Origin of the sequence: Clostridium sp. UBA1652 (assembly GCF_002320975.1) — a bacterium.
In the GTDB taxonomy this organism is placed as follows: domain Bacteria; phylum Bacillota; class Clostridia; order Clostridiales; family Clostridiaceae; genus Clostridium_T; species Clostridium_T intestinale.
In genome coordinates this window covers 20,377-35,971 of sequence record NZ_DCLI01000048.1, presented here as the reverse complement: position 1 = coordinate 35,971, position 15,595 = coordinate 20,377, and the positions used below count along the sequence as shown (strand labels likewise).

15 protein-coding genes and 1 riboswitch are annotated in these 15,595 nt (G+C 28.7%); of the genes, 2 read left to right on the top strand and 13 right to left on the bottom strand.

Annotation, left to right across the window (positions count from 1 at the left end):
- Positions 1-81: 81 nt before the first annotated feature.
- The 10 genes from B3N22_RS08380 to B3N22_RS08335 form a co-directional block, all read right to left on the bottom strand.
- Positions 82-510, bottom strand: coding sequence for a hypothetical protein (locus B3N22_RS08380; RefSeq protein ID WP_286906248.1), 429 nt, complete (start codon positions 508-510; stop codon positions 82-84).
- A 224-nt stretch (positions 511-734) separates the two neighbouring features.
- Positions 735-1,163 carry a GTP pyrophosphokinase gene (locus tag B3N22_RS08375; protein ID WP_286906247.1) on the bottom strand — a complete coding sequence of 143 codons (429 nt, stop codon included), beginning with the start codon at positions 1,161-1,163 and terminating at the stop codon, positions 735-737.
- 77 nt (positions 1,164-1,240) lie between these two features.
- Positions 1,241-2,710 carry a family 1 glycosylhydrolase gene (locus tag B3N22_RS08370; RefSeq protein WP_286906245.1) on the bottom strand — a complete coding sequence of 490 codons (1,470 nt, stop codon included), beginning with the start codon at positions 2,708-2,710 and terminating at the stop codon, positions 1,241-1,243.
- A gap of 261 nt (positions 2,711-2,971) precedes the next feature.
- Positions 2,972-3,976, bottom strand: a complete 1,005-nt coding sequence (locus B3N22_RS08365; protein WP_286906243.1) for an ABC transporter substrate-binding protein — start codon at positions 3,974-3,976, stop codon at positions 2,972-2,974.
- A complete protein-coding gene (locus B3N22_RS08360) occupies positions 3,957-4,739 on the bottom strand; it encodes an ABC transporter permease (RefSeq protein ID WP_286906241.1) in 783 nt (260 codons plus the stop codon). The genes B3N22_RS08365 and B3N22_RS08360 overlap by 20 nt, the downstream gene beginning before the upstream one ends.
- Positions 4,726-5,502 carry an ABC transporter ATP-binding protein gene (locus tag B3N22_RS08355; protein WP_286906240.1) on the bottom strand — a complete coding sequence of 259 codons (777 nt, stop codon included), beginning with the start codon at positions 5,500-5,502 and terminating at the stop codon, positions 4,726-4,728. The genes B3N22_RS08360 and B3N22_RS08355 overlap by 14 nt, the downstream gene beginning before the upstream one ends.
- The gene (gene tenA / locus B3N22_RS08350) at positions 5,503-6,171 is read right to left on the bottom strand and encodes a thiaminase II (protein WP_286906238.1); all 669 of its coding nucleotides are present in this window, start codon (positions 6,169-6,171) and stop codon (positions 5,503-5,505) included.
- Between the two features lie 85 nt (positions 6,172-6,256).
- A riboswitch (TPP riboswitch) is annotated at positions 6,257-6,355 on the bottom strand.
- A gap of 46 nt (positions 6,356-6,401) precedes the next feature.
- Positions 6,402-8,411: a sensor histidine kinase gene (locus B3N22_RS08345; protein WP_286906236.1), complete on the bottom strand. Its 2,010-nt coding sequence runs from the start codon at positions 8,409-8,411 to the stop codon at positions 6,402-6,404.
- 211 nt (positions 8,412-8,622) lie between these two features.
- Positions 8,623-9,093, bottom strand: a complete 471-nt coding sequence (locus tag B3N22_RS08340) for a chemotaxis protein CheX (RefSeq protein WP_286906234.1) — start codon at positions 9,091-9,093, stop codon at positions 8,623-8,625.
- Between the two features lie 196 nt (positions 9,094-9,289).
- Positions 9,290-10,279, bottom strand: coding sequence for a polysaccharide deacetylase family protein (locus B3N22_RS08335; RefSeq protein WP_286906232.1), 990 nt, complete (start codon positions 10,277-10,279; stop codon positions 9,290-9,292).
- Positions 10,280-10,710: 431 nt separating this feature from the next.
- Between B3N22_RS08335 and B3N22_RS08330 the strand changes: the two genes are divergently transcribed.
- Positions 10,711-12,384, top strand: coding sequence for a flavin monoamine oxidase family protein (locus B3N22_RS08330; RefSeq protein ID WP_286906230.1), 1,674 nt, complete (start codon positions 10,711-10,713; stop codon positions 12,382-12,384).
- A gap of 46 nt (positions 12,385-12,430) precedes the next feature.
- On the opposite strand, the gene B3N22_RS08325 is transcribed toward B3N22_RS08330, so the two are convergent.
- Positions 12,431-13,312, bottom strand: coding sequence for an AraC family transcriptional regulator (locus B3N22_RS08325; protein ID WP_286906227.1), 882 nt, complete (start codon positions 13,310-13,312; stop codon positions 12,431-12,433).
- A 120-nt stretch (positions 13,313-13,432) separates the two neighbouring features.
- Between B3N22_RS08325 and fabF the strand changes: the two genes are divergently transcribed.
- Positions 13,433-14,671, top strand: a complete 1,239-nt coding sequence (gene fabF / locus B3N22_RS08320) for a beta-ketoacyl-ACP synthase II (protein WP_286906225.1) — start codon at positions 13,433-13,435, stop codon at positions 14,669-14,671.
- Between the two features lie 56 nt (positions 14,672-14,727).
- Here fabF and B3N22_RS08315 read toward each other — a convergent pair whose 3' ends face one another.
- Positions 14,728-15,153, bottom strand: coding sequence for a hypothetical protein (locus B3N22_RS08315; protein ID WP_286906223.1), 426 nt, complete (start codon positions 15,151-15,153; stop codon positions 14,728-14,730).
- Positions 15,154-15,254: 101 nt separating this feature from the next.
- A complete protein-coding gene (locus B3N22_RS08310) occupies positions 15,255-15,551 on the bottom strand; it encodes a hypothetical protein (RefSeq protein WP_286906221.1) in 297 nt (98 codons plus the stop codon).
- Between the last annotated feature and the right edge of the window lie 44 nt (positions 15,552-15,595).

Here is a 15,595-nt window from a genome sequence, read left to right as displayed (position 1 = left end):
GGTTTTAAGCTTTAATATATAAAGAAAAAACAACTAATAAAATTTATCAGTTGTTTTTAATAAATATTAAATTTAAACAAATTATTTTGAGAAAAATCTATTAAGTATATTAGCTGGGAACTGACTTTTATTGAATAGTATAGTGGCTGATAAAATAGCTTGGATTAATCCTAGTGTAAAAAATAGAACATGTAAGAAAACAACATCCCCAAGCATAATACACTGCACAATAATCCAAATTACTAAAGCCCAGCTAAAAGTACTGCTTATATATCCTTGATAATTAGACTTTAAAGAAAGAGTTAATGCACTTAAAAGATTTCCAACTCCAATAACTGTAAACAAGATTATGCCAGGTATCAAAAAGTTAGAAAAAGGAGAGTTTTTAAGAATTGAAGTTGGTACTCCAACTGGATTATTAGGATTGGTAATAGCAGCTAGTCCACCAAAAATAGCGCCAATTCCAACGACTAAATGTAATATAAATAGAATTCTATAAAGTAGCTTCATAAATTCCTCCTAATATTAAATTTTACATCTTTATCTAATTATTATAACAAAAGATATAGAATTAAAGCGAGAATAATAAATTAAATTCTTGTAAAAATAATATTTAACGATGATGAAGCTATTAATAGCAAAGTTAATAGAAATTATAAAACTACAAAAAAAGTTAAAAAGTTTTAGGATATTTCTGATTAGCTATTTAAGAAATATCCCATTAATATTATACATTAGTCAGTTAAAAGCTTATATGCTTTTTTATATTTTTCTATTCTTGCAAAATCCTTTTCAGTTGGATTATTAATTCTTGAGATATCCATATTGTCTCTAAGATCAGCTAATTTTACTCTAAGAGCTATAGGATTTAATTTAACTCTTAATATGAAGTCCTTATAAGACTCATTTGATTTTCTTGTGATGCTAACTAATGCATCAAGAATTTCTATTTCACCATGAAACCCATTATCCTCTAAATGTCGTAAAGTTATACTTGTATCTTCTAATACATCGTGAAGTATTCCGACTATCCTATCCTCATTATTATCTAAAGAAAGCATTACCCTTAAAGGATGTAGAATATAGGGATTGCCACCTTTATCAAATTGTCCACTATGAGCCCTTGTTGCAATAATTATGGATTTTTCTAATAAAGAAATCATTAATTAATCACTTCCTCTTAAGGCTAATTATAGCATAAATGAAAATAGAAAAAAGTAGGAATAGATCCTACTTTATATTAAATCATTTCTAAATCTTCACCATTTGAAGCAATTACTTTTTTATACCATCCGAAGGATTTCTTTTTACTACGTTTAAGAGTTCCGTTTCCTTTGTCATCCATATCAACATAAACAAACCCATAACGTTTTTTCATTTCACCAGTTCCAGCTGATACTAGATCTATACAACCCCAAGGTGTGTAACCCATTAAGTCAACACCATCAATTTCAACAGCTTTTTTCATTTCTTCTATATGTTCTTTTAGATATTTGATTCTGTAATCATCATTTATTGAACCATCAGCTTCAACTACATCTGTAGCTCCTAAACCATTTTCAACAATAAATAAAGGAAGTTGATATCTATCATATAAATAATTTAAAGAAACTCTTATTCCAACTGGATCTATAGGCCAGCCCCACTCTGATTCTTTAAGATACTTATTTTTAACTACTCTAAATATGTTTCCTTCAGTAGTCTCTAAATCTTTATTAGAAGAAGATACATGAGAGTTATAATAACTAAAAGCTAAATAATCAACGGTTCCCTCCTTAAGTATCTCATCATCTCCAGGTTCTTTTTTTATAATAATACCTTTTCTTTCAAATTCCTTTAGTTTATAGGAAGGATAATAACCTCTACATTGTACATCGCTAAAGAAATATTTAAGATCTCTAGAGCCAGAAATATCTTCTTGAACATCTAGAGGATTACAAGTTTCTGCATAGGATAATATATAAGCTAACATCATTCCAATTTTAAAATCGGGATTTATTTCATGTCCTAATTTCACAACTTTAGCACTAGCTATAAATGCATGATGAATTGCTTGAAAACGAGTTTGTTCATCTGTGTTTCTAGTACCTAATGTTGTATATCCATTTAATAAATTAATTTCATTAAAAGTCATCCAGTACTTAACTTTATTTTTATAACGTTTAAATAAGGTTTCTGAATAGGTTACAAAGTAGTCTATAACTCTTCTATCTAACCATCCATCCATTTTGTCAGCTAGGTATTTAGGAATATCAAAATGACATATAGTAACTACAGGTTCTATCCCATATTTTAAACATTCATCAAATACTTCATCATAAAATTTTAATCCTTTTTCATTTGGTTCACTTTCATTTCCATTAGGGAAAATTCTTGTCCAACTTATAGACATTCTAAAACACTTAAAACCCATTTCTGCAAGTAATTTAATATCTTCCTTATAATGATGATAGAAGTCAGTTGCTACATGGCTTGGATAATAAAAGTCTTTGTCAATATACCCAATAGCCCCTGCCGGTAAAGCATCAAATCGTGGAACAGAAGAGGTAGTTCCATCTTCAAGCTTAAATGTAATTCTTCTTGGAGTGTGTAAATTACCTTCTGTTATAACATCAGAAGTAGCTAATCCTCTACCATCAGAATAATAACCACCTTCATATTGATTAGCAGCAGTTGCTCCACCCCATAAAAACTCTTTTGAAAATCCCATAGTAAATCTCCTTTTAAGTAATCTTTTACATTAATTATAACATAATTTATATTATTTTATTTTCAAAATATAAAAAGCAATTAGTTATTATTTCTAATTGCTTTTTATTAATATATATTTATGAGGGGGATCATAAAAAATATTACTCACGTACATATATATTAAATCATTATGATGTTTCACGAATGTGATAACTATGTAAAGTTTATGTGAAATATATAAGAGATAGTTGAAACTTATAGCTCAACTATCTCCTATTTTTTATTTTGTCAGTTCAGAATATACATCTTTAGGATTTATTGTACCTTTAAGTAAATTTTTATCTTCTAACCATTTAATATTTTTTTCCCAGTTTTCCTCATCTTGTGTTAAAAAGTTTCCTGATTTATCTTCCATTAAAGGCATTAATATATCTAAGCTTTGTTTTTCTATATCCGCTTCTAATGGAAAACTTTCATTTTGAATTTTAAGAACTAAATCTAATGATTTGCTAGGATTAGCTACCGTGTAGTCATATCCCTTTTTTGCAGCCTTTAGGAAGGCTTCGATATTGTCTTTGTTTTTAGTCAAGGAATCATCACTTGAGATAAATACTAATTCATAGTTATTAGGTACATCATAATCTACTGGATTAAAAGTTAAAAGGTCTATACCTTCTTTTTCTAAAAGTATCTTTTCATGGTTAATATATCCGCCTATAATTCCATCTACTCTTTTAGTTTGCATAGATGCCATTAAATCATAGCCAACATCTACAAAATCTATTTTTGAAGGATCTGCGCCAGCCTTTTTAGCCATTTCTTTAATTGTCTCTTTATCAATTTCAAAAGAAGGAAAACCTATCTTTTTACCTTCTAGATCTTTTAAAGTTTTAATTCCAGAATCTTTACGAACCATAAGTTGATTTAGAGAACTTCTAACAATTGCTCCAACAGATTTAACAGGGATTCCTTCTCCTCTAGATAAAATAACTTGTTTTGGATAGCTTATAGCTAAATCAGCTTTATTAGTAGCTACTAGCTTAATACCGTCTTCTGTACCAGCTGGAGTTATTAAATTAACTTTTAAGCCAGCTTCTTTAAAGTATCCCTGCTCTTCTGCAGCATATAGGAAAGAATGAACTGCGTTTGGATACCAATCTAGAAGTATGTTCATTTCAGTTAAGTTATCAGCATTTTTTTCTGAATCTTTTTTAGTGCAAGACAATAACGTAAAGCTTACTAACATGATTAAGCATAAAATAAGACTAAATTTTTTTAATTTCATAAGTATTCTCCTTTATTCCTCTTCTATATTTTAATAAAATCTTTTCCAATAAAAGACCAATTGAAAACAAAAACAATCCTAAAAAGGATAAAACCAAAATACCAGCAAAAACTGCATCCGATTGAAGCATACCAGCTACCCTTTTTACATAAATTCCAAGTCCCTTATCAGAACCTAACCACTCTCCTATACTGGCACCAGCAATACTGTAGGTTGCTGATATTTTAAAACTACTTAGAAAGTTTGGTAGTACTGAATTCATGTGAAGTTTTATAAATATTTGGGTTTTGCTTCCCCCCAATGCTTTTAAGACATCTTCTAAATCTTTGTCTACACTATTTAGTCCATCTAAGGTACTAACTACAATTGGAAAAAAACAAAATAAAATAACAACCGAAACCTTTGACCATATACTATATCCAAACCACATTACCATAATTGGCGATAAGGCTATTATAGGTATGGTTTGAGAAACCACAATAATAGGATATAATATTTTACTAATACTTTTAGAAGAATATATAGAAAAAGCACAGAATACACCTATTACTACTGATATACTAAGACCTAATAATGCTTCTCCTAAAGTTACTAATGAATGCTTATATAATATCTCCTTTTGATTCCATAAAGCTTCTATTACCTTTGAGAATCTTGGTAAAATGAAGTTTGGTATATCAAAAAATGGCACTAAAAACTCCCAAGCTAAGAGTATAGAGGTTCCAATAATAAAAGGCAGGAAAGTTTTCTTAAAAATAGTCATTTAAAAACTCCTCCTTAATGTTTTCAAAACTATCTAAAATATTTAAAATTTGCTTTTTTAAAGTTAAGAAGTCTTGAGTCAAAGTTGTATCATAGTTCCTAGGTCTAGGTAATGTTACATCTATGGATTTTAAATTTTTATATGGAAGCTCTGTACATATTAGTATTCGATCTGACAAAAGTAAGGCTTCATCTATATCATGTGTTATCATAAAAACAGTATTTTTCTCTTTTTGACATAGATCTAGTAACCAAGTTTGCATTTTTCTCCTTGTTAGAGCATCTAATGAAGAAAATGGTTCATCAAGAAGAAGTAATGAAGGATTATTAACTATCGCTCTTAAAAAAGAAGCTCTTTGTCTCATACCACCAGATAATTCATGAGGATATAGATTTTCTGTGCCTCTTAAGTTAAAGCTCTCAAAATATGTAGAAACTTTATTTCTAGCTTCTTTTTTACTAAGTCCATTTAGCTCTAAACCTATAGCAGCATTATCTAAGATTGTTCTCCAAGGCATTAAAGAATCCTTTTGCGGCATGTATCCTATTATATTTTTACCTTTGATATCACTAACTCTTATTGAGCCACTGTTAGGTTTTAGAAGGCCTAAAATAAGTCTAAAAAGAGTACTTTTACCTGTGCCGCTTGGCGCTATTATTGTTATAAACTCATTTTTATTAATATTAAAAGATAAATCTTCTAGGATTAGCTTATTTGTATCATTATATTTAAATGTTAGATTTTCTATTTCTAAGGCTTTCATCTAAATGCTCCAACTTTCTTTTTTGTAACATGAATCCCAAAACATGTACTCATATTTAGAGGATAATACAAAAATTTCTTCTAATTTTAGTAGTTCCCTCTCAGGCAATCCTTCTGATATTCTATTCATAAGCTCTATACACCAATTATTTTCATTGTTATACTCTTCACTTGCATATGTCATTATCCATTCCCTATAAAGAGGATGTGCTAATGCTTTTTTATTGTTGATTAAAGCTTTACCTATATAAGCATAGCTCCACATACATGGAAGCAAAGCAGCAGTAAGTTCTGGAAGACCACCTTCTGTTGATACTTGCAGCATGAATTTAGTATAAGATAGATTGCTAGAATTGGGTTCTGTACCTTCTAAGTCTTCTTTTGATATACTAAATTTTTTAGCAAATTCGATATGACCATCCATCTCAATATTTACTATAGTATGTGCACATTTTGAAAAAGCTTGCATATCTTTAAGTGAACTAGATTTAACCATTCCTAAAGCAAATAATTTTATATAGTCTATTAAATAAACATAATCTTGTTTTATATAAAAACAAAACTTGTCCTCTGGAAGTATACCTTGGCTTAGCTCATTTAAAAATGGATGTTCTAAACAAGAATTCCATATAGGTTTTCCTTTTAAAAATAATCTTTCAGAAAATTGCATAAAAAAACTCCTTTCAAAGCAGTAGTGATAATACCACTTCGAAAAGAGTTAATAATCTAATAACCAATCTAAGATAGATTAAGTTTCATATTACTTCTCACTTCCCTTCGCTGGCATTACCCAGTGCAGGTTCAAGGGTCTGAATAAATTCATCTCAGCCTTAACAGCTCCCCTAGTGCACAATAAAATTTTACCTTCTAAAGATAAATATGTCAAGTTATCTGTATAAGTTAGAAATAAATATCCGAAAACTCAATTTCTGTAGCTTGTATTATTCTGCTATCGCTTGAGACAAAAGAATCATTAAAGTTTTCTTTAGGTACAGACGAATTAATGGGCAATTTTATTGTGAAGGTACTCCCTTTTCCTAACTCACTTTCTAATTTTAAGTTTCCCTTAAGAGCTTTAACCAACAGACAAACAAGATAAAGTCCGAGACCTGTCCCTTCTGCTTGACTCGATAAACTACTATCAACTTGTCCGAAACGTTCAAAAATAACTTTTTGTTTTTCTTTAGGTATCCCTATGCCCTCATCTTTAACTTCAATAACAAGTAATTCTTCTTTAGATATAACTTCAGAAGATAAATTTACTGTAATAGACTTACCCTCAGTAGTAAATTTTAGAGCATTTGATAAAAGATTAAATAAAATTCTTTCTAATTTTTCTTCATCTAATAATACATTTTTTGAAGAGATGTGCGATATGAAGATAAGGTGTATATTTTTTTGTTTTGCGTATAGTTGTATTGAGTTAACTAAAGAATTTAGTACATATACAATATCAAAGGTATCTTCGTGTATTTTAATATAACCAGAATTAATTCTTGTAACTTCTAGAAGGTTATTTACTAATCTTAGTTGTCTATTGGTATTTTGCTTAATTACTTTTAAATAATTATTTATTCTAGGAGTAAAATCATTTTTACAAATAGATTCTATTGCTTGTATAGCTAAGTTTATTACAGACATAGGTGTTTTAAACTCATGCGTAATAAAATAAAGAAAGTCATCTTTTGTTTTCATAGACTGCTCTAGAATAAGGTTTTTCTCTTTTTCTGCTTTTAGAAGAGTTTTATTTTTAATATTTAATTGAACTTCATATTTAAAAGTTTTAGTAACATCAGAGCAAACTAATATGCAGAACTTTATATTATCTTTATCCTTATAAATAGGTATTGCAGTAAAATTTAAATAAAAATTTTTATTATCTTTTTTTACTACAACTATTTGATTTTTTACAGTTATTCCTTTTATGACTTTCGAAACTGGTAAATCCTCTTTTGCAAGTAGGTTGCCATGTATGTCATAGTATTCAGAACCGTTATCTAAAGTTTCGCCAATATACGTAAGTTCTTTATTTGTAGTTGAGCAAATATAATCTCTTAAAGTTTTGCTTAAACTCAAGTATTTACCATTACCATCTACAACTGCTAAACAATCATAAATATTGTCTAATATTGAGTTTAATGTTTCATTTTTTAGGTTTAATTCCTCTTCTTTTTTTATAAGCTCTAAGTTTTTAAGTTTTATTGTATTTAACTGTTCATAAATTTTTAGCCTATTTAATACCCGAGTAGTAACATCAAAAGTATTTACCACTAAATACTTTAGTTCACCACTAGTGCATAAGGGGGTAATAATTAAATCACAATATGTTGCATCTTTATGGAAACATTTATGAAGATATTCTTTAATTTGAACAGCTTTTTTAGTATCAATAACTTCTTTAAAAGTTTTCTCTAGTTGGCTGCCTTTCCATCCTGTATTTATATGTTCGATTTTTTTTCCTAAGCTTACATACTTATTATTAAAAGCTTCATCAAGGTAATCCAAATACTGCTCATTTGCCTTAATAAGTATCATGTTTGGTATACTATATACAGCTATTCCAGATATATTGGATCTGTATATTTCTTCTAAATACATATTATTATGCTCAAATCTTGATTCTGGTATTTCGGAGATAGAATATTTAGTTCCATCCGTTAATTTATCTTTGGCTCTAGTAATAACTACAAATCTAACCTCTAAGTTTTTAGTAAATAGAAAGGCTTCTTGTACTTCACCTAGAGTTTCTAGTTTTATATTAATTTTAAGTTTATTGTCCCATACATCTAAAATTTTTTTTGAAATTAGATCCTCTCTACTAAAATCTGATAAACATAAAAAATCTTCACTTATATATTCTAATATCCCATTGTTCTCTATAATATAAGATGTTTCTATGATATTATCCATATTATAACCCCCTAAAGCAAATATTTTAATGTCTGAACTCAAATTCATCATTAATAATATTATATATACTCACTTATTTCTATAATATAACAAAAATACAACAAATTATAATAAAATAATGTGAATTTTTCATTTTATACGAATGTTTAAACTTTAGGAAAGATATTTATAAAATAAAAAAAATAGTGGAATTTTTCTCCACTATTTTAGTTTAATTTATATATCCATGATCCAAAGAAATACTAACTTGAAAATCCATATTATCTATTGCTAATTCAGCAGATATTAATTTTGCTAAGTCTGAGTTAGACTTAAAGTCTCCATCAATTAAGGTTGGAGTTGAAATGTTTATTGAAATATTTTGGGAAGATAAGTTAGTGGCTGCATTGGCTGTAAGCATATTAGTAAGTTCTGATATGGCACTTTGAGCTAATTCATCAAAGTTATTTACAGGCATACCCATCATCATAATAGAAGCAATTTTTTTAGCATTATCTACAGTGGTTCCGTAAATAACATTTCCTTTAATATCACCAATTATGTCTAAAACAATCATAACTCCTGGACTTGATATAAAATTATCTTTAAGTATTATTCCTTTTTTTTCAACATTACATAAACCTATTTGCGGCATCACATTAACAAAAGATTCTACAAAGGGATCTATATGCTTAACATTCATCCAGTTTCACCTCATTCAAATTCTACTTTTTTAATTCCTTTTATAGTTATATTTAATTATATAAAATAATTAAATATAACTCAATAAAATATATAAAGAAAAAATAAGCTTAGATGGTTAATATGTCTCAATATGCTATAAAAAAGTAGAAGAAATAAAAAAGATGATTACTATTTTAAATAATCATCTTTATAGACTACATTAAGGTATGAAATTCATAACCCTCATTTCTTAATTCATTTATTAATTGAGGAAGAGCTTCTGCAGTAGATTCTTTTCCGTAAGTGTCATGCATGAGCACAACTAAATCTCCATTTTTAGCATTTTCAGTTTTGGTTTGATTAAATCTTTGGATAAGTTCCTCTTTATTTCTATGCTTTCCCTCTGCATCCCCAATTAAGGAGTTCCAATCTATATAAACATAACCCTTTTCATCTAATAGTCTGTCTACTTCTTCAGTACCCTTCCAAGAAGCGTGTCCACCAGGAAAACGAACTACTCTAGGCTTGTGTTTTTCTCCAACAACATCAGTTATTAGTTTGTTTGTTCTTTCAACTTCATCCATAAAGGCAGCTGCATTAACATGTCCACCTGGATAAAGAGTTTTGTAGTTATGAGAATAAGTATGATTAGCTAAAGTATTCCCGTCATTTACTATTCTTTTTAATAAATCTTTTGCTTTATCTGACTTATCTAATTCACTACCCACAATAAAGAAAGTTCCATGGATTTTATTTTGATTTAGAATATCTAAAATTTTTGGAGTAACAGTTACTGAAGGACCATCATCAAAAGTTAGATAAGCAATTTTCTTTTCTTTGCTTGTATAAACTCCTGATTTTAGCATGTCCTTAACTTTTTTACTATCAGAAATAGGATCTATTTCTTGTTGATTATTTTGATTTAAAGGAGATTTATCTCCATTTTCAATATTGTTGTTCGCTTCTTCATTAGAAGACTTGGTATCTTTATCAGTTGAATTGGATTTTGAATCGTCATTAGATGAATCTTTTTCATCTGTAGAAGAGTTTCCAGCAAGAACTCTTTCTTCTTGACTACTTGGAGAATAAAACTTTGTTAACAAGTATTTACCACTAAAAAAACCAACGATTACTAATAATAAACAAAATACTACATACCTAGCTATAATTTTTTTCTTTTTTCTTGATTTTGACCTTCTTTTCATGATTATCCCCCTAAAAATGATATAATTATACTATACTCCTTTTATTATAAATTATTATTACATAAAAATTAAATTTTGATAAATATTTGATTATTTGAATAAATGTAAAAATTTAGGGCTATAATAAAGCTAATAGAGAAAGTTACTCCTAAAAATATTAAATTTTAAATTACTTTCTTTATTAGTTTAGTCCCCCATATACTAAACATTTTCTTTATTGTAAGATAAAGAAGACATCAATTGATGTCAAGAAGAAATAATCTCTATATCGGGTTAGAGATTATTTCTTTTTTTATTTTATGCTTAATTAAGTTAATGGTGAATTAAAAAATATACAGGCAAAATTATATCAAAAATAGAAATTTTAAGTCTAATAATTACTTTTAAATAATATCTATTAATATAGTAATTATTAGGAGTAATCTGAGTACATGGAAACAAATCATTTTATAAATCAACCTCCAAATCCAAGTGATGAAGCCAGATATAAGCTACTTAAAAGAGCTTTATCAACAGCAGGACGAGAAGAAGACTTTGAGAACATAATTAAACTTCTAAGTCCGCCGCCTGATATTTTGAATTATTCGCCAGCTGGAAGTTTAAAAGGAAGAAAAATAGGTGTTATTGGTGCTGGAGTTGCTGGAATGGCGACCGCATTTGAACTTAGAAAACTTGGGTGCGATATTACGATATTTGAAGCTAATGATGAAAGAATTGGTGGAAGAATTTATACTCATTATTTTGATGAGGCCAAAAAACTTTACGGTGAACTTGGAGCTATGAGAATCCCAGTATCCCATGAAAGTGTTTGGCACTACATCAATTTATTTAAACTTAATACAGATGTTTTTATTCAAAGAGATCCAAATGGATTTATATATGTTAAAAATACTAGAATTAGAAATTATCATGGAGAAATCGAAAAACACTTTTATCCAAAGTTTAATTTAACTCCAACTGAAAGAAATACTTCTTGGAGAGAGCTTTATGATTACGCAATGAATAGTCCAATGAAAAACTTATCTCCTTATGTAAGAAGTGAAATACTGAAAATTTTATCTGTATATAATCCTGAGTATGTTCCCTTGTTAAATGTTAGCCTACGTCAGAATTTTGAATTTTTAGGTCTTAGTCCTGGGGCCATACAGCTTATAACAAGTGTCGATCCAACTTTATCACCATTGCTGGATATATCTTATAACCACTATTTATCACAGAACTACCCTGTTGATTTAGAATATGTATATAGAATAGAAGATGGTTTATCAAATCTTCCTTTAGCGTTTTATAAGTCTCTAAAAGCAGAAGCACCAATAGAGTATACTAATCAGGAATTAGATAGTTTAGGAACTGTTAAATGGAAATTAGGATGTTGGGTATCTGGGATATATAAATCTGAAGCTAGCGATAAGGTCTTTATAAAATATAATAATAAAAATTCTACTGAAAAATATTATGAAAGCTTTAATTATATTGTTTGTGCTATTCCTTTTTCCACTCTTAGGACTGTAGAAATTGCTCCTGTATTTTCTAATATAAAAATGCAAGGAATAAAAGAAATAAACTATGTAGATACTCAAAAAACTTTATTTCTTTGTAAAAAACGTTTTTGGGAGGAAGATACGGAGTATGGACGAATTAATGGAGGAAATTCACTTACAGATATGTCAATAACTAATATAATATATCCTTCGGATCATCCTTATGGTAGAAATCCAAGTGATCCTGGCGTACTTATAGCTTCATATAATCAAGGAAGAGAAGCTGTTTATTTAGGAAATACTCCTATTGCTGTTCACGATGAAATAGTTAAGAGGCAGGTGGAAATGGTTCATGGGCTACCGAATAAATATTTAGATTCTATAGTTCAGGATTCAAAGTATATAACTTGGAATAATGAAGAATGGTTTAGAGCTGCGGTATGTAAATATATGCCAGAACAAAAAAGAATATTTGGTGATAGTTTATTAAAACCAGAATACAATTGTAGGGTTTTCTTTGCTGGAGAGCATGTTTCTTCAACCCCTAGCTGGATTCAAGGATCTCTATATACTGGTAAACTTGCTGCTAATGATTTAGCTAAGGTAGCTAGAAATAGAAGTTAATTTCTTAGAGTCTTGATTATTATTTAATCAAGACTCCATTTTACGTTTATACACGTTTTATAGGTTGATATATGTGAAGCTCACAATAATTATCTTTAGACAAAGAATTATCTATATATTCAAGTCTAAAGGAGTCTGCAAATTTAAAGTCCGATTGAAATATCCATTTTCTATATAAGTGTGCTAAAATTCTTCCTATATGTTTGCCCTTAATATAGTCAGGCTTGAAAAATCCAATAAATTTAAATACAACATATTCATGATCAGATATTGCTATTCCTTTCATGTTTTCAGGAATATATTTTAGATTTTCAACTTGTACAGAAGGCATATAATATATATATCCATCTGGATTTTTACTCCAGTCAGTATATCCAATATATATGTGAGGGTTAATAGGATTTTCAATGATATTCTTATTATTGTAGAAAAACTCACGGCCATAAGCATTAGCTGAATTATCCCCAGACTTACTTAAAATCTTATGTTCTGTTCCTATAATATTAAAACCTTTCTTAAATACAAAAAAAGGTTTATATGTAATTGAGTTATCTATAGTTAGAATTTCATCAGTATTAATCTTCTCTGTAATAATAACTGATATATCTTTTGAGCGTATTTTAAGAGGTGTATATCCAAACTTCTTTTTAAAGGATCTTATATAGGATTGTTCATAGTTAAATCCAAAATCCATGGCTATATCAATTATTCGTTTGTTAGTATAAACCAATTCATTAATGCTTAAAGTTAATCTTCTTGATTGAACATATTCTATAATAGACTCCCCTGTTAATGATTTAAACATCCTGTGGAGATAATATTTAGATACACCCGTTTCTTTTGATAGGTCATCTAATGTTATTTTATTATATATATTATTTTCAATATACTCTACGCAAACCTCTAATGTATCTTTTAAATTCAGCATAATACTCCTCATAAATTATTAGTTGAAAGCAATAACTGTTCATTTTGAGTAAATTATATATGATATTTTTATTTATGTAAATAATACTATAAAAATCTGAAATTTATGGAGGTTTTTAGCTTGAAAAAACGTGTAGTTATAACAGGGATGGGTGTTGTATCATCTGTAGGAATGGGAACAGAAGAGTTTTGGAATAATATAAAAGAAGGTAAAAGTGGAATAAGCAAAATAGAAAGAGTTGATGTTTCTGACATACCAACAAAGGTAGCAGCTGAAATTAAGGATTTTAATGGTGAGTTATATATAAGCAAAAAAGAAATTAGAAGGACTGATAGATTTTCGCAATATGCTATAGCAGCTGCGCAAATGGCTATAGAGAACTCTAAAATTGATTTAGACATAATAAATAAAGAACGTCTAGGGGTTATTGTTGGTTCAGGAATAGGGGGAATTGAAACCTTGGAGAATCAACATAAAGTACTTCTAGAAAAAGGGCCTGGAAGAGTAAGCCCATTTTTAGTACCTATGATGATATCTAATATGGCTTCAGGGCTTATTGCTATAAAATATGGGGCTAAAGGGTTTGTAGAATGTGCTGTTACTGCTTGTGCAACTTCTACGAATACTATTGGGGATGCGTTTAAAGTAATACAAAGAGGTGATGCAGATGTAATTATTGCTGGAGGCGCCGAAGCTTGCATTACTAGGTTATGTCTTGCAGGTTTTTCTTCAAGCAAAGCTATGACAATAGATGAAAATCCAGAAACAGCTTCTAGACCATTTGATAAAAATAGAGATGGGTTTGTTATGGGAGAAGGCGCTGGAATACTTATTCTTGAAGAATATAGTAAAGCTTTAGAAAGAAATGCAAATATAATAGCAGAAATCGTGGGATATGGATGCACTAATGATGCGTATCATATAACTTCACCTGCAGAAAAAGGGGAAGGCGCGGCTAGGTGTATGAAAATGGCCATTGAAGATGCTGAAATAAGTCCAACAGATATTGGATATGTAAATGCGCATGGAACATCTACAGAAGTTGGGGATAAAAATGAGACAGCTGCAATAAAGACTGTATTCGGAGATTATGCTTATGATATATCTATAAGCTCAACAAAGTCTATGACAGGACATATGTTAGGCGCTACTGGAGCTGTAGAAGCAATTATAACAGCCTTATCAATTAAAGAGGGATTCATTCCGCCTACAATAAACTATTCTACTCCAGATGAAAACTGTGATTTAGACTACACCCCTAATAAAGGAAAAATTAAAACTATATCATATGGAATTACTAATTCTCTTGGATTTGGTGGTCATAATGCAAGCTTGGTTTTAAAAAAATATAAAGATTAGTTGAAAAATATAAATGCTTTAGCAAGATTTTAAAATCTTACTAAAGCATTTATACATTAATCTAATATAGAATATTTTATATAATTTTTGTTACAATAATCTACTATTGTGTCGTAATAATAATTAAAAACAATATCATTAGAGTCAAAAGAAGATTTTTTTATCAGAATTTTATCGACAAAAGAAACTATTTTAAGCAACTTACTTAAAGCGGCACTTTCAAGTTTTATCTTGGGATTAATTTCGAGATTTATAAATGTTTTAAATCCAGAATCGTGAAGATCCTTTAAGCAACTAATTCTTTCTAAATAAGAAGGGGAATTTGGTTCAAGCTCATTTCTAACATCTTCATCTAAAGATATTAAACTTATACCAAATTCATTTTTCCTATCTAAATTAAGTATATTTTCAGGAAAATCAAGAGTGCAAAGTTGAACTTTATTATCTTTGTTTAATAATTGTTGTAATTGAACATCTCCCACTTTAAATACCTCACTAATACAAATTATATAATTAATAATAACATAATTTGTTTGATAAATACTAGTAATATACTTTTAACTAATAAGAATACTACTCAAGTCTACCCTTTATGCCAAATAAAAATTGGGAGTATATTTATGAATGAAGTAACTTCATTTATTTCGCTAATTTGTTTTCTGGATATAACTCTATCTAAATGGCAATCACTCATTCTAATATCTACATATACGGGTTGAGGAGCTATATTATTTTTTATTTCTTTTACAAAGCAAGAATATTTTTGCTGTTCAGAACCTTCATAGTCAAGTTCATTAAAATCTAGATAATTTAATGAATATAAGTAACTAATTTTAAAGTCACTCAAGCTTCCTCTAATTCTTAATTTATACATTTTCATTTGTTCTATTCTCCTTTAATTTTATTATATTTTTTATAAAACAG

What these genes read in the sequence shown, in the direction of transcription:
- B3N22_RS08380 (WP_286906248.1), bottom strand. Translation starts at nt 510, where the DNA reads ATGAAGCTACTTTATAGAATTCTATTTATATTACATTTAGTCGTTGGA.
- B3N22_RS08375 (WP_286906247.1), bottom strand. Translation starts at nt 1,163, where the DNA reads ATGATTTCTTTATTAGAAAAATCCATAATTATTGCAACAAGGGCTCAT.
- B3N22_RS08370 (WP_286906245.1), bottom strand. Translation starts at nt 2,710, where the DNA reads ATGGGATTTTCAAAAGAGTTTTTATGGGGTGGAGCAACTGCTGCTAAT.
- B3N22_RS08365 (WP_286906243.1), bottom strand. Translation starts at nt 3,976, where the DNA reads ATGAAATTAAAAAAATTTAGTCTTATTTTATGCTTAATCATGTTAGTA.
- B3N22_RS08360 (WP_286906241.1), bottom strand. Translation starts at nt 4,739, where the DNA reads ATGACTATTTTTAAGAAAACTTTCCTGCCTTTTATTATTGGAACCTCT.
- B3N22_RS08355 (WP_286906240.1), bottom strand. Translation starts at nt 5,502, where the DNA reads ATGAAAGCCTTAGAAATAGAAAATCTAACATTTAAATATAATGATACA.
- tenA (WP_286906238.1), bottom strand. Translation starts at nt 6,171, where the DNA reads ATGCAATTTTCTGAAAGATTATTTTTAAAAGGAAAACCTATATGGAAT.
- B3N22_RS08345 (WP_286906236.1), bottom strand. Translation starts at nt 8,411, where the DNA reads ATGGATAATATCATAGAAACATCTTATATTATAGAGAACAATGGGATA.
- B3N22_RS08340 (WP_286906234.1), bottom strand. Translation starts at nt 9,093, where the DNA reads ATGAATGTTAAGCATATAGATCCCTTTGTAGAATCTTTTGTTAATGTG.
- B3N22_RS08335 (WP_286906232.1), bottom strand. Translation starts at nt 10,279, where the DNA reads ATGAAAAGAAGGTCAAAATCAAGAAAAAAGAAAAAAATTATAGCTAGG.
- B3N22_RS08330 (WP_286906230.1), top strand. Translation starts at nt 10,711, where the DNA reads ATGGAAACAAATCATTTTATAAATCAACCTCCAAATCCAAGTGATGAA.
- B3N22_RS08325 (WP_286906227.1), bottom strand. Translation starts at nt 13,312, where the DNA reads ATGCTGAATTTAAAAGATACATTAGAGGTTTGCGTAGAGTATATTGAA.
- B3N22_RS08310 (WP_286906221.1), bottom strand. Translation starts at nt 15,551, where the DNA reads ATGAAAATGTATAAATTAAGAATTAGAGGAAGCTTGAGTGACTTTAAA.